General features: G+C 64.5%; 13 protein-coding genes. 5 read left to right on the plus strand and 8 right to left on the minus strand.

The features are described 5' to 3' along the window. Positions 1-230 precede the first annotated feature (230 nt). Positions 231-602 (plus strand): response regulator, encoded by a 372-nt coding sequence (locus tag F1640_RS05560; RefSeq protein WP_125956935.1) that lies wholly within the window; start codon positions 231-233, stop codon positions 600-602. Between the two features lie 134 nt (positions 603-736). Here the strand turns inward: F1640_RS05560 and F1640_RS05565 are convergent, their stop codons facing one another. Next, positions 737-1,024 (minus strand): hypothetical protein, encoded by a 288-nt coding sequence (locus F1640_RS05565; protein ID WP_194918165.1) that lies wholly within the window; start codon positions 1,022-1,024, stop codon positions 737-739. 189 nt (positions 1,025-1,213) lie between these two features. On the opposite strand from F1640_RS05565, the gene F1640_RS05570 reads away from it, so the two are divergent. Next, positions 1,214-2,272 (plus strand): DNA topoisomerase IB, encoded by a 1,059-nt coding sequence (locus F1640_RS05570; protein ID WP_194918167.1) that lies wholly within the window; start codon positions 1,214-1,216, stop codon positions 2,270-2,272. 4 nt (positions 2,273-2,276) lie between these two features. On the opposite strand, the gene ligD is transcribed toward F1640_RS05570, so the two are convergent. Beyond that, positions 2,277-4,817 carry a DNA ligase D gene (ligD, locus tag F1640_RS05575; protein WP_194918169.1) on the minus strand — a complete coding sequence of 847 codons (2,541 nt, stop codon included), beginning with the start codon at positions 4,815-4,817 and terminating at the stop codon, positions 2,277-2,279. Between the two features lie 4 nt (positions 4,818-4,821). Further along, positions 4,822-5,694, minus strand: coding sequence for a Ku protein (locus F1640_RS05580; RefSeq protein WP_194918172.1), 873 nt, complete (start codon positions 5,692-5,694; stop codon positions 4,822-4,824). A 176-nt stretch (positions 5,695-5,870) separates the two neighbouring features. On the opposite strand from F1640_RS05580, the gene F1640_RS05585 reads away from it, so the two are divergent. Further along, complete coding sequence (locus tag F1640_RS05585) at positions 5,871-6,671, plus strand: mechanosensitive ion channel family protein (RefSeq protein ID WP_124810262.1); 801 nt, start codon at positions 5,871-5,873, stop codon at positions 6,669-6,671. A 149-nt stretch (positions 6,672-6,820) separates the two neighbouring features. On the opposite strand, the gene F1640_RS05590 is transcribed toward F1640_RS05585, so the two are convergent. Further along, complete coding sequence (locus F1640_RS05590) at positions 6,821-7,315, minus strand: nuclear transport factor 2 family protein (protein ID WP_136956864.1); 495 nt, start codon at positions 7,313-7,315, stop codon at positions 6,821-6,823. Between the two features lie 105 nt (positions 7,316-7,420). Between F1640_RS05590 and F1640_RS05595 the strand changes: the two genes are divergently transcribed. Both F1640_RS05595 and F1640_RS05600 read left to right on the plus strand, forming a co-directional pair. Continuing rightward, complete coding sequence (locus F1640_RS05595) at positions 7,421-9,136, plus strand: GMC family oxidoreductase (protein ID WP_255530283.1); 1,716 nt, start codon at positions 7,421-7,423, stop codon at positions 9,134-9,136. Positions 9,137-9,169: 33 nt separating this feature from the next. Then, complete coding sequence (locus F1640_RS05600) at positions 9,170-10,648, plus strand: carotenoid oxygenase family protein (RefSeq protein WP_194918174.1); 1,479 nt, start codon at positions 9,170-9,172, stop codon at positions 10,646-10,648. Positions 10,649-11,356: 708 nt separating this feature from the next. Here the strand turns inward: F1640_RS05600 and F1640_RS25780 are convergent. The 4 genes from F1640_RS25780 to F1640_RS05620 are packed head-to-tail and all read right to left on the minus strand — an operon-like array spanning position 11,357 to position 14,308. Further along, positions 11,357-12,001, minus strand: coding sequence for an MFS transporter (locus tag F1640_RS25780; protein WP_309229201.1), 645 nt, complete (start codon positions 11,999-12,001; stop codon positions 11,357-11,359). A 5-nt stretch (positions 12,002-12,006) separates the two neighbouring features. Then, the gene (locus F1640_RS05610; RefSeq protein ID WP_194918175.1) at positions 12,007-12,798 is read right to left on the minus strand and encodes an SDR family NAD(P)-dependent oxidoreductase; all 792 of its coding nucleotides are present in this window, start codon (positions 12,796-12,798) and stop codon (positions 12,007-12,009) included. Further along, positions 12,795-13,664 (minus strand): hypothetical protein, encoded by an 870-nt coding sequence (locus F1640_RS05615; RefSeq protein WP_233497883.1) that lies wholly within the window; start codon positions 13,662-13,664, stop codon positions 12,795-12,797. The genes F1640_RS05610 and F1640_RS05615 overlap by 4 nt, the downstream gene beginning before the upstream one ends. 5 nt (positions 13,665-13,669) lie before the next feature. After that, positions 13,670-14,308 carry a nuclear transport factor 2 family protein gene (locus tag F1640_RS05620; RefSeq protein WP_194918177.1) on the minus strand — a complete coding sequence of 213 codons (639 nt, stop codon included), beginning with the start codon at positions 14,306-14,308 and terminating at the stop codon, positions 13,670-13,672. Between the last annotated feature and the right edge of the window lie 101 nt (positions 14,309-14,409).

The raw sequence follows: 14,409 nt of genomic DNA on the forward strand, positions 1-14,409 counted from the left end.
ACCCGGCTGCACTTCTACTGCGCGCGGATCGGGAGTGCCTCAGTCAAACGATGATCTGGTTCCGGCGGACCAACATAGATCAGTACTTCGCCAATTGACGGAATAGCGCGCAAAGCCGATACCCGTTGCCGGGAGCTTTCGCGTGGTGTCGCCCTCCCCCAATCCCCGTTGCATGTCATCGCCTTGTGCATCCGCCGGATTCCCATTCCACGGCGATGTGGAATAAATGCATGTCCACGACCTTGTTGAATCGACCGAAAATCCTTGTCGTTGAAGATGAATGCTTGATCGCGGAGGAGCTACGGATCTGTCTGCTTGAAGCGGGGGCGGACGTGATCGGCCCAGTCGGTGTGCTCGAGGATGCCCTGAACCTTGCAGGATCGGAACAGGACATTGCCTGCGCCTTGGTCGACATTGGGCTGGAGGGCGGCATGACGTATGCAGTCGCCGAATATCTCGACGAACACTCCATCCCCTATCTGTTCACAACCGGATATTCCCCCGCGGCAATTCCCGACCGGTTCGGCGGGATAGGGAACTTCCAGAAGCCGATACGAATGGCGGCATTGCTGCGGGGGATTGGCGATCTGATCGATGCGTAAAGGACGAAAGCTCTTCTCGGGCTGGCTAGGCAAAAAGGCGGTGATCCGTCCTTCGATCCCGATGCCGATCGCCGCAGAGAAATGACCCGCGCGCGATAGACAGAACGGCAGATAACCCAGCAAGATTGAAGGCATCAATCGTCGCGGAGGCCGAACCGGTCTGCCTCGTCATCATGCGCGGGCTCGCCCTCGTAAGCCGTGTAGTCAAGGCGCCCGGAGCGAAGCATTTCGTTCATGCGATCGACCGTGTCAGGCGTATCCTCCGCTACCAGCGGAGCATTTCTGGGCCGCACGCGGGCACGCCCTGCCCCTGTTGCCTCGGCTTCCCCGGCGTGGTTGTGAACGACGATCGGGTGGCTTTGCTCATCTTGGTCAGTATGCTGGTCCTGATGCTTTCTGGCGTCTTTCGGTTCGTCCGTCATCGGTGATCTCCAAACTAAAGACGGGTATCGTTCCCAGGATCTGCACCCGGGGAATGTGCCGCTTGTGCAAGCCATCAACAGGGCGGAACGCCCTGCGATCCATTCGGCCAGCCATTGCTAACGCATGTTTGTGTGTTCCTTTTCCGTGGCATCGGCGGAACCGGATGGTGCGTTCTTCGCTTTTCCCGCATGGATAACAGGGAGCCGGTGGTGGCCGGGAGCATCGACGAAGCGGGCCTGGTCTACAGTGCCGATACCGCAGCCGGGATCACGCGCCGTCGCCGGGGCAAGGGTTGGAGCTATCGCGACCCGAAAGGCCAAGCCATTCCGGAAGGTTCAACGCTCCGGCGGGTCCGGGCGCTCGCCATACCGCCGGCGTGGACCGAAGTTTGGATATGTCCTCGGAGCAATGGTCATATCCAGGCAACCGGACGGGATGCCCGCGGTCGCAAGCAGTACATCTATCACCAGGATTTCCGGGCGTGGCGCGATGAGGCGAAGTACGCGCACATGCTGGACTTCGCGCGGCGGCTTCCCAGAATTCGTGGTGCTGTCGACGCGCATATGCGCCTGGCCGGCCTCCCGCGCGAGAAGGTTCTGGCCACAGTGGTCTACCTGCTCGAAAAAACCCTGATCAGGGTCGGCAATGCCGAATATGCGCGCACCAACCGCAGCTTCGGACTGACTACGCTGGGCAGGCGCCATGTGCGGGTCGAAGGCGGGGAACTGCGGTTCCGCTTCCGGGGCAAGAGCGGCAGGCAATGGAACCTGCGCCTTCACGACCGACGCGTCGCGCGCATCGTGCGGCAGTGCCAGGAACTGCCGGGACAGCACCTGTTCGAATACGAGGATGGAGAAGGACACATCCGCGCGGTGTCGTCGGAGGACGTCAATGTTTACCTGCGCGAAATTGCCGGCATCGATGCTACCGCGAAGGATTTCCGCACATGGGCGGGAACGATGATGGCCGCCCGCATCCTGGCGCTGGCCGAACCGTGCGAAAGCACGGCGGCGGCCACTCGTGCCGTCCGCGATGCCGTGACGGCGGTGGCATCGGCGCTTGGGAACACGCCGGCTGTTTGCCGGAAATGCTATATTCACCCGGCGGTAATCGACGCCTGGATGGACCAGAGCCTCACGCCGTTGCGCGGCGCAAGGCACCCAGACGTTTCAACGCGACGGGAGCCGCAGATCAAACCGGCGCTCAGCACGCTGGAGCGATCCGTCCTGCGCCTGCTTCGCCGTTGACGGTTCAGACTTTGGGCAGATCCTGTTCGGCCTTGCCCCAATCGCGCAGCTTCTTCCCCGTGGCGCGTTTCGCCAGTTCCTGTTCGTCGGCGATGGTGAACATCTGCGCCGATGGCGCCTCTTCCAGTTCCCGCCAGCTGACCGGCGTGGCCACCGGTGCGCCGGGGCGGGCACGGACCACATAAGGCAGGACCGAGGTCGATCCGCGCTGGTTGCGCAGCCAGTCGATGAAGATGCGGCCTTTCCGCTTCGCCTTGCTCATGGTCGCGGTATAGCGGTCGGGGGCATTCTCGCTCAGGGCATGGGCGAAGCGGCTGGCGAAGTCCTTTACCGCCGGCCATTCCGCCACCGGTCGCAGGGGCACGACCACATGCACGCCCTTGCCGCCGGACAGCATGGCGAAGCTGGTCAGCCCGATGTCGGCAAGATTGTCCCGTAGGTCGATTGCGGCGCGGCGCACGTCCGCGAAATCGAGGCCTTCATCCGGATCGAGATCGAACACCATGCGGTCGGGGCGTTCGAGATCGTCGATGGTGGAGCCCCAGCCGTGGAATTCGATCGTTCCCATCTGCACGCAGGCTTCGACGCCTTCCAGGTCTTCGACATAGAGATAGTCGGACTCGCCGCCGTCTTTCTCGCGGATGGGGCCATGATGCACGGCGGAAGTGAAGCCGCCCTTGTCGTGCTTCTGGAAGAAGCAGTGGCCCGATGTGCCCTGTGGGCAGCGTACCAGGCTAACCGGCCGCCGCGCGAGCCAGGGTAGCATAGCCGCGCCCATCGTGGCGTAGTAATCCGCCAGCGCGCCCTTGGTCACGTTGGCTTCGGTAAAGATCACCCTGTCGCGGTGGCTGATCTCGAATTGCGGCTCCTCGGTCTGGGTGCTTGGCATGTTCGTCTCCGGCCTCACCTGGCGGGCGGGCTTGTCCTGTCGCAGACCCAGAAAGCGCGCGTGCCGCACCCGTCCGCCAGCGGTGCGTTCAGCGAAGGCCACTTCGGCGACGAGCGAAGGCGTGACCCATTCCGCGTCCCGCGCTTCAGCACGCGGCACCTCGGCCGCCGGCCGCTTCGCTTGTAACCGCGCCAGCGCGTCCATCAGGCTATCGGTATTCCCCGCATTGAAGCCGGTTCCAACCTTGCCGGCATAGACCAGGCGGTCCTCCGCATCGTGCTGCGCCAGCAGCAGGTTGCGGACTCCCCGCCCGGCCGCCGTGCTGCGCGTCCAGCCGATCACGACGAATTCCTGCCGGTTGGCGCATTTCACCTTGAGCCAGTTGTGCGTCCGCCCGGCCCGATAGGGCGCGTCGGCGCGCTTGGAGAGGATACCTTCCTGCTCCATGTTGCAGATGGTGCCGAACAGCGTGGCCCCCGCCCCGGTCAAGTGATCGGCGACATGGACGTGCCCGGCATCGATGGCATCGTGCAACAACGCCGCAAGCCGGTCCTTGCGCGCGATGTTGGGGATGTCGGTCAGATCCTCGCCATCCGCTTCGAGCAAGTCGAAGGCGAACAGGTCGAGCGGGCCGCGATCATCCGCGTCCAGCCGTTGTTGGAGCAGCGAGAAGTCGGGATTTCCATCGCTGTCGAGCGCGACGATCTCGCCATCGATCAGCGCGGGCGGCAGATTCAATCCGGCCAGCTCGCTGGCGATGCCGCCGAACCGGTGCGTCCAGTCCAATCCGCTGCGCGAATGGATTTTGACGTCCGGTCCCGCCACCGCGATCAGGCAGCGATACCCATCGTACTTGATCTCGTGCATCCAGCCCGCGCCCTTGGGCACCGCATCGACGGCGGTGGCGAGCTGCAGGGCTCGGAAATCGGGCAGCTTGCCGGCCCTGCCATTCTTTCGGACGCTTTTTGCCCGTTCGCGCAGAGCCGGTCTGGCGATGCGCTCGGCTCGCCGCATCGCCACGTCGAAGGCCGCGCCTTTTTTCCCCTTCAGCGAGACCGGAGTCGCGCCATCGGCGATCGCCGCCATGGTGCGGCCGCTGTGGATGCTGGTCAGTTCCTGCCCGGTCAGATCTTCTGCGCCGCCGGCATAGGCATCGTCGACCTTGCGCAACAGCCAGTTCTCGCGCTTGTCCTTGCCGCGCGGCTTCAGCCGGATGAGTATCCATTCGCCTTTCATCCGCGCGCCTTGAAGGATGAAATGGAGATGGCCTTCCTTCAGCCCCTTGGCGGCCGACTTGCCCGCAATCGGCTCCCATGTTCCTTCGTCCCACAGCATCACCGTGCCGCCGCCGTATTCGCCCTGCGGAATGACGCCTTCGAAGCCGGCGTACGAGACGGGGTGATCCTCCGTACGCACCGCCAGCCGCTTGTCCGCGGGATCGGCGCTGGGGCCGCGCGTGACGGCCCAGCTTTTCAGCACGCCGTCCATCTCCAGCCGGAAATCGAAATGCAGCCGCGATGCCGCATGCTTCTGCACAACGAAGCGATGGCTGGACGTCTTGCCGCTTGCCCTTCGGGCAGCTTTCCCCTCGGGTTCCCGCGTCCGCGAAAAGTCGCGCCGGCTGTTGTAAGCTTCGAGCGGATCAGGCTGCGGCATCGGGTCAGGCCCGTTTGCGCGGGTGAGGAGCGGAGCGAGCCTTCGGCGTCCGTTTCCGCGCCGGTTTCGGCGGCGCATCGTCCTTGCCTGCTTTCCCTACCGATTTCTTGAGCGCGGCCATCAAGTCGAGCACGTTGCCGCCACGGCGCGCGGGCTTGTCTTCGCTGGCCTCCTCGATGATCCGTCCGCCCTGGGCCTTCTTCTTTTCGATCAGGCGCAGCAGCGCGTCTTCGTAGCGGTCGTGAAAGCGGTCCGCATCGAAGGGAGCGGTCTTCCGGTCGATCAGGGTTTCGGCAAGGTCGAGCAGTTCGGGATCGGGCTTGCCGTCAGGGACATCGCGGAAATAGCCCTGCGCCCGGCGCACTTCGTCGGCATAGCGCAGCGTTTCAAGCATCATGCCGCGCCCGCAGGGCTTCAATGCCACCAGGTATTCCCGCCCGCGCATGACGAGCTGCCCGATGCCCACGCGCCGCGTGCGCCGCAGCGCCTCGCGCATCACCACGAATGCCTCCCCGGCCAATTCATCCGCCGGCACGACGTAATAGGGCCGCTCGAAATACAGAGCGTCGACCTCATCCGCGCTCACGAACTGAATCAGGTCCAGCGTCTTCTTGCTTTCGAGTTTCACGCCCTCGATTTCCTCGGGCTCCAGCAGGACGTAATCGCCCTTGTCGATCTCGTACCCCTTCACGATGTCGTCGGCATCGACCGGCCCGAGGCCGGGCACGACCTTTTCATAGCGGATGCGCTTGCCGGTCGGCTCGTGAATTTGATGGAACGCGATCTGCGCGCCGCTTTCGGTCGCGGGATAGATTTCGACCGGGATCGAAACGAGCGCCAGCCTGATCTGGCCCTGCCAGTATGGTCTTGCAGGCATGTTCTGGCCTTCCGTTGCCGTCGCCAAACAATGCCTCAGCAATGCTCAGGTTCCGGCCGACCGCGGCCTCTTGCCAAATGCGCGCCGATCCTAACCTGTGACAGGAAAGCGGAAATCCCCCTTGGCAGACGCATTGTTTCCAGTTCCGTCATCCAGCAACCGCGAAAGAGGGAACCATGCCCGCCCGGTCCGTACTCGTCAGCCCCTACAGACTGGTTGAAAACACGCTTGCCGGCATCTGGAACTCGTTTTTCAGCATCCTGCCCAACATCGTCGGCGGGCTGGTCTTCCTGCTGGTGTGCTGGGGCATTACCCGGTTGATCCGCCGCTGGATCTGTTCATTGACCGCGCGCCGCAACCGCTCCGATCTCGGCGGCCTGCTATCGTCGATCGCGACCATTTCGATGATGACGCTTGCTGTGCTCGTCGCGATGGCGATCGTGTTTCCCAGCGTCTCGCCCTCGGGCATCTTGTCCACGCTGGGCATCGGATCGGTCGCCATCGGTTTCGCGTTCCGCGACATTCTCCAGAACCTGTTCGCCGGCATCCTGACCGTTATCAACCAGCCCTTTGCGCGGGGCGACATCATCGCCGTGGCCGGGGCGGAAGGCGAGGTCGAACGGGTGGAGGCGCGGGCCACGATCATTCGCACGGCCGACGGCCGCCTCGTCGCCATGCCCAATGCCACGATCTATACCTCGCCGTTGACGATCGACCCGGTCGACGGGCCCCGCCGCGATCAGATTTCCGTCACCGCGCCAGGCGGCGAGGATCTGGGCACGCTTATCGCCACGCTCCGGCAACGGCTGAAAGGCCTGACGGGGGTGCTTGACCAGCCCGCCCCCCAGGTGATTTGCGAGGGCGTGGCGGGACCGGACGTGCAACTCGTGATCCGGTGGTGGACCGCTACCAAGGGAGAGCGGCGCCAGGATACGCATTCCGCGGTGGTCAATGCCGTTATCGGGATCGTAAAGTGACGCGATACCGCCCGTTACCAGGAAGCCGGCAGAACGCAGCCGTCATGCAACGCCGCTCCGCTGAGACGGAGCCGGTTGCGGGCTATGCAGCGGTCTTGCTTCGGCTCAACAGCACCACATGAACCGGTGCGTGAAGCCGGCATCCCGGCTCACCGCTTTATAATCAGCGAAGCGGGACGCTTGCGTGGCGTCCACTGCCCACGGCCCGGGAAATTCTTGAGGATTTCGCCGTCCCACAACCGGGCCACGCGGCGGTGCAAACGCCAGCGGCCGTCTTCGCCCTTCATCGCGTGATCCTCGTAATAGCCCGCAAAGCGCAGGTCGAACGGCGTATCGCCGGCGCACTCGGTCACGAACGCGAACGATCGCATTTTCACCGTGCCGTCTTCCTGCGGCATGTACTGCACCTGCGACACATGGTGCTGGCGGCCGGGAAAGCCTTCGGCGTTGCGGTAGTGCTCGGCGATTCCGCGAATGCCGTCATGGCCTTCCCAGATGTCGGGCTCCTCGAAAACCTCTTCGACCATGCGGGCGTCGGGCGTGAAGCAGGCCACCAGGCCTTCGACATCCCCTGTATCCAGAGCCCACGCATAGGCAGCCAGCAGGTCCTCCAGTGCGAAGCGATCCTCAACCGAAAGAGCCATCGTATTCCTCTCCATTCTGTTGACACAACCGTAACGATCGTTATTTTCAAATGCAAGAGGTAGCCTGAAATCGCAAAGGAGTTCCAAGGTGCGAAGCCGCACGGGATGCACGGCATCGTCGGCGAAAGCAGCCGTATGTGGCGTGAAAAAGTTGCTCCGCGCTACGCCTCTATTCGAGAAATTCCAGCAAACCGATACAGAAAGACGCAGCGCGTGAGCGAAACCGATATAATCGTGATTGGCGGCGGATCGGCCGGCGCGGCAATGACCGGCCGCCTTGCCTCGGCCGGATTGAATGTAACGCTCGTTGAAGCGGGTGTGTCCGATCAACATTTCCGCTCCCGTATCCCGGCCCTGACCAGCTCGATTGTCCAGAACCCCGCGTTCGACTGGTGCTACCAGGTCGAACCCGACGAATCCCTGGGCGGCCGCGCGGACATCTGGCCGGCAGGCAAGCTGCTGGGCGGCGGCAGCGCATTGAACGGGATGATGTTCATCCGCGGACATCGGTGGGACTACGATAACTGGCGCGCGCTTGGCGCCGCCGGCTGGGACTACGAGTCCGTCCTGCCCTACTTCCGGCGCATGGAGGACAACGAGCGCGGCGCGGATGCCTGGCGCGGGACGGGCGGCCCCATCGCCGTCTCCGAAGGGCGCGCGCGCTATCCCATTACCGATGCATGGATCGCCGCCGCCGAGCAGACCGGCATCGAAAGACGCGACCTGAACGGCGAAAAGGCCGAAGGCGTCGACTACGTGCAAGTGTCGCAGCGGGACGGAACGCGCTGTTCGTCGGCGCGCGGTTATCTTCATGAGTTCAAGGGATCGACCCCGCCGCGGACATTACTGGGCGCGCAGGTTCTTCGCGTCCTGATCGAACATGGGCGCGCAGTGGGCATTGCCTATCTTCAGGACGGCGAGGAAAAGAAGCTGCTCGCCCGGCACGGCGTTATCCTGAGTGCCGGCGCCATGAACACGCCGCGGCTGCTGATGTTGTCCGGCGTCGGCCCGGCCGGCCATCTTGCCGAAGTCGGCGTGCCGCTGGTGTGCAACCGCGAGGGCGTGGGCCGCAACCTGCAGGATCACGTCGGCACGCACATCGTCAACGCCGTGAGCGCGCATACCCTGAACGACGATGCGCGAGGACTGCGTGGCGCGCTGTCCGTATTCCGCTACGCCCTGTCGCGGCAGGGTGCGCTCAGCACGTCCATCGGCCACGCCCAGGCGTTCGTGAAGAGCCGCCCTGGCTTGCCGGCCCCCAACCTCCAGTTGTCCTTCGCCGCCTTCGCGTTCGACTTCGACGACCAAGGCAGGCTGATGCTGCGGAAAAACGCATCGGTCTCGACCCTGGTCGGGCTGATGCGCCCCAGCTATCGCGGACGGATCACGCTGAAGTCCGCCGATCCCATGGCGCCGCCGGTGATCCATCACCAGCAGCTTTCGACCGAGGACGACGTCGACCAGATCGTCGAAGGCATTGCCATGGCCAGGAACATCCTGGCGCAAACGCCGATCGCGCCGTTCATCACCGAAGAGCTGCGCCCAGGCCCCGCCCTTACCGGCAAGGAAGAGTTGCGGAGCTACGTCAGGGCGGCGGCCATCCCGATGTTCCATCCCGTCGGCACCGCCAAGATCGGCGCCGCCACGGATCCGATGGCGGTGGTGGACCCGGACCTGCAAGTCATCGGCGTCAATGGGCTGTGGGTCGCGGACGCGTCGATCTTTCCGTCCCTGCCTGCCGGCAACACCAACGCCACCGCGATCATGGTGGGCGACAAGGGCGCCGACCACGTCCTCAAGACCCTGCGGCGCAACACCTGAAACAGCATTCCCCTGCATGAGAGGATCAAGCCCATGGCGAGTTTCCCCGAGACAATTCACTTCACTGGCCTGAACACCCCGGTCCGCCTGGAATGGTCGGCGCACGATCTGGACGTGGTCGGCGAGATCCCGCGGGAAATCGACGGCGCCTTTTTCCGGGCCGTGCCCGACCCGGCCTACCCGCCCAAGTTCGAGGACGAGATCGTCCTTTCGGGCGATGGCATGGTCTCCAAATTCGCCATCCGCGACGGCAAGGTGAATTTCGCGATCCGCTACGTCGAAACCGCGCGCTACAAGGCCGAGAAGGCCGCGGGGCGCGCCTTGTTTGGCAAATACCGCAACCCGTTTACCGACGACGCAGTAGTCCAGGGGATCGAGGGCACAGTGTCGAACACCACGCCCGTCTGGCATGCCGGCCGCCTGTTCATGACCAAGGAGGACGGCCTTGCCTACGAGATCGATCCCGAAACGCTCGCAACGATCGGGCGCTGGGACTATCACGGCGCGCTGAAATCCAAGACCTTCACCGCGCATCCCCGCGTCGATGCCGAAACGGGGGAGATGTTCTTCTTCGGCTACGAGGCCGGCGGCCTGTGCACGGCGGACGTGGCCTATTGCATCGCCGACAAGGACGGCAACCTGGTGTCCGAGCAGTGGTTCCAGCAACCCTATTGTTCGACGATCCATGATTTCACGATCACCGAGAAATACGCCGTCTTCCCGATCTTTCCGACCACGACGGACCTCGACCGCGTGAAAGCCGGCGGCCCGCACTGGGCACACCAGCAGGACCTGGAAAGCTGGGTCGGCATCATGCCGCGCTATGGCAAAGTCGAGGAAATGCGCTGGTTCAAGGGGCCGAAGGGCGTTTCCGCGTTCCATTTCGTAAATGCCTACGATGACGGCGACAAGGTCCACCTCGACATCTGCCTGTCCGACACCAACGCGTTCGCCTTCATGCGCGAGGCGGGCGGCGTCCACCGCGCGCAGAACGAACTGGGCGGCGGGTTGACCCGCTGGACCTTCGATCTCGCCAGCGAGGACGAAGGCTTCGAATCGCGCCTTATCGGCCCGCCGGGCGACATGCCGCGGCTGCGCGATGCCGATCAGGGCCGCGCCTATCGCGCGGCATGGTATCTGACCATCAATCCACAAGGCGGCCCACCGCTCCCCGGCGGTCCGGTTGGCGCCGCGTTCAACGCGATGCTGCGCGTGGAACCCGGCAACGGCCGGCTGGACATGATGCCGCTGGAGTTCGGCATGGCCATCAGCGAGCCGGTGCACGTTCCCTCGTCACAGGGCGATCACGAAGGCTGGCTGCTGGCGGTGGTTGATCGCCAGGTCGAACCCAATCGCTTCACATCCGAGCTTTGGATTGTGGACGCGGGCAACATCGCAGCCGGACCGGTCGCCCGGGTAACGGTTCCTGTTCCCTTGCGCGCGCAGGTCCACGGCGCCTGGGTTTCGAGCGAGCGGCTCGCTGAGGCACAGGCCCACGCGCAGGCAGCCTGAAGCGAAAGGGGAAGCGCGGTTGCGTTTCCCCTTTCCCCGGACGAAACAAGAAGCGCCCGGCGGAACGTTCCCGCCGGGCGCTTCTTGTTTCCGGGCGCGCGCGATTCCGCTAAGCGAAGGCGTCCGCTTCGGTCATCGCTTTCGCGATGCGCAGGGCGCGGGAGATCAGCAGTGCCCCGACGATGCACAGACAGGCCGGCGCCACGGCCAGCACGAAAAACAGCGACGTGCTTGCACCAGCTCCGATAACAAGGCCTCCCAGCATCGGCCCGCCGATCGCGCCAAGCCGCGCGACGGCAACCGCGATGCCGATAGCGGAGGAGCGCAAGTGCGGCGGAAAGAAGCCGACCGCCACCGCCATGACGACAAGGTGCGCGGCCGAGATGCCACCCCCCGCGACCAGCAGCAGGACGCCCCAGCTCCACAGCCCGGGCGCGACCACGCCCAGCAGCAGCAGCGCCACGACCGCGCTCGAGTAGGTCCCGACGATCGCCGGAACCGCCCAGCCGCGATCGAGCAGCAGGGAAAGCCCCAACCCGATCGTCAGGCCGCCGAACTGGATCAGGGAAAGGAAGCGCGACGCGGTATCCATGCTGAATCCCGCAAGCGGCAGGATCGTGGGCACCCAGCTCGTCACGTAATACAGCACCAGCGCATTCACCGCATAAAGACCGGCGAACAGGACCGTCGAAAAGAGCAGCGGCGGGCTCAGCAGCTGAACGAACGCGATGGAGTTCTTCTTCTCACGCGGTTGCTGCGCGCGGTTTCTGAACGTGGGCGATTCCGGCAATTGCCAGGCCAGCACGCCCAGCAGGGCAAGCGTCGCCGCGCCGCCCGCCATGAACAAGGCCTGCACCCCCCCGCAGCGATGAGCGGCGGGGCAAGCAGTCCCGCCACGATGCCGCCGGCCGAAATGCCCATGGAGACGACGGTCAACGTCCGCGCGCTTTTGCCGGGCGGCGCCAATTCGGCCACGAGCGCCGTGACGTTGGGAAGGCATGCCCCCAGCGACAATCCCGTCGCCAGACGCCAGAGCGCGAATCCCGTAACCGTCCCCCCGGCCGCCGTCCCCAGCGATGTGAACGCCATCAGGGCGGACGCGGTAAGAATGACAGGCCTGCGCCCCACGCGATCGCCGATTGGCGCGATCAGCACGGCGCCCAGCCCCAGCCCGAGCAACACCGCCGACAGCGCCACGCCGAACGACTGCGGCGGCACGCCCAGTTGAGCCGACAAATGCGGCACGACCAGTGGCAAGGCATAAAGGTCATAGCCATCGATGCACATGACGAGCGCGCACAGCAGCAGCGGCAGGAATGCCCGCGCCCCGGCGGAAGGTGTTTCCGATTTCACGATCATCAATTCCCCGTAACGTTGCCGGGGATATCCTTTTCGATATCCACGTAGCGCCCTGCCAGCGCATCGTGTTCGCCAGCGGCCAATGCCACGGCGAACAGGCGCAGCCGCGCCATGCCTTCCGCGCTTTCCTCTTCGGTCGTCGCTTCCAGCAACGAGACCAGCGGCTTCGCGAAGGCGCGCGCCTGCTCAGAGCGCAGCGTTTCTTCCGCCATCGCCGTCATGATCGTGCCCGGCTGGATGGCAAAGGCGCGGACGCCGGCATCCTGCTGCTCGACATCGATATGCTCGGTCAGGCGAATGAGGCTGGCCTTCGCCACGGCATAGGCCGAGGCGAACGGCGCCACGAACGTACCGGCCTGCGAAGCGATGTTCAGTATCCGTCCGCCCCCGTTCGCGATCATGTCGGGCAAGGCGGCCGAGATGCACAACAGCGCGCCCAGCACGTGAACGCTCTGCGTATCCCACCAGGCCTGCGTATCGACCAACCCGGCGGGGCCAAGCGGCCCCTGCACGCCGGCATTGTTGACCAGCAGGTTGGGCACGCCAAAAGCGGCCTTCGCCTCCGCATAGGCGGCGGCCACACTCTCGCGATCTGTGACGTCGCAGCGGACCGCCAAGGCCCGCCCCCCGGCAGCGCCGATGGACGCGACCGTTTCCTCGACCTGCGCCATCGTACGCGCCGCCACGGCCACCGCCGCGCCAGCCTCCGCCAGCGCGGTGGCGATGCCGGCACCCAGCCCACGCCCGCCGCCAGTCACGAAGGCGACCGTGTTCGCCAGCCGTGCGCTCACGGCCGATCCCAGGGCGAAGGCATGTGGTAGGGAACCGTGATGAAGTTCGCCTCGATCTGGCGCAGCGCGCCGTCCTCGATCTTGAACAGTTCGGCGAGATAGAACGTGTGCGGACGCCGGATCAGCGACGAGACATGCTCGCCATTGGTCAGCGTGTATTCCGCCAGCCGGCCGCAATGGTCGATAAAGCCATAGGCCATCACCAGCCCTCGCTCCTCGTCGATCAGCGGATAGCGCCGCCCACGCAGGCGATCGTCATAGCGATACCAGCCGAGCTTGAATTGCTCCTCGCAGGGGAGGCCCGCTATCGGCAGGATGAAATCGGGGTTGTTGGTGGTCTGCACACCGTTTTCCACGCGATTGCAATCGGGATGAAAGCGCGTGAAAATCTGCCCGTCGTTCTGTTCCAGCGTGTTGAAATAGCCATCGGCGATGGTCAGCAACCGCTCCCGGCTCATCCGTTCCGCCTCCGGTACGAAGGCTTCCATGATGGGCTTGCGCTCGAACCTTGGGTTGGGAAACTTCAGCGCTTCGTCGCTGTCGCGCACGACCAGCACTTCCACCTCGTTGATCGCGCCGGACGGGTCCACCCCCAGCCGGAACGTGACGGCCGATTCCTCGACCGTTTCGATCACGGTCGTGAACAGGCCGACGTGCCCGGTACGGACGTCGGCGAACCGCAGGTCGTAGTCGCCCCGCCCCGTGGCGGTTCCCCAAAGGCCGTCGCCGATCATCAGGGCAACGTTGTTTTCCGTGGAGCGCACATCGTCTGCCCAGCGCAACCGGCCCGGGTCACGCGCAACGATCGCCTCCATGAACTGGTCCATGACGGCATAGAGCGCCGCCCGTTCGTGGATGAAAGGCACCGCGCTTACCATGCCTTGCCACTCACCGGATTGGCATAGTGGAAGGGCGGGACGAAAACCTCCGGGAACGCTTCGTAATCGTGGGTCGCCGGGCGATCCGGTTGAAGGCCATCGATGTTGCGCACCATGGGCACGCCGCCGTGGTTGGGGCCGCGATCGAATTCGCAGTAGAACGTGATGAAGGCGTGCAACGACTGGATGCGCCAGACGCCATCGATCAGGCGATAGCCGTTTTCGTAGACCGCTTCGCCCCAGCGGGCCTCTCCGCCCAGCCAGGCGATGAGGATGAACGCGCGCCACCGGCCCTGCGCCCGCTGGCCGTCGGAGTCGATGTGAATCACCGGCTGCAACTGCATGTGGTTGAACAGGACGCCGCGTTCGTAACGCGGCAGCGCGTGAAGATACTGCCGCACCCGGTCCTGCCCTGTATAGACGCCGCGGCCCGCGATTTCGAGCGTGCCGTCCGGCGCGAACATGTCGGCCGCCTCGTCCCACAGCCCCTTGTCGACATAATAGCCGTAGGCCGCCTGCAGATTGCAGATCGACAGATGGGATTCCGCGATCGAGGCCTTCCGCTTCAACGCGCCAACCTCGTCCCTCAAGGCATCGATCGACTCGCGCAGCGCTGCGATTTCATCAGACATCCGAACTCTCCTGCTGGTCGCTTGGGCGACAATCTCGTTGCGCCTCATCGTAACGTTCGTTATGATTATTGCAAGAACCTCGATGACTTTATCGAGAGGCA

The sequence above is a fragment of the Novosphingobium sp. NBM11 genome (assembly GCF_015390225.1).
Taxonomy (GTDB): domain Bacteria; phylum Pseudomonadota; class Alphaproteobacteria; order Sphingomonadales; family Sphingomonadaceae; genus Novosphingobium.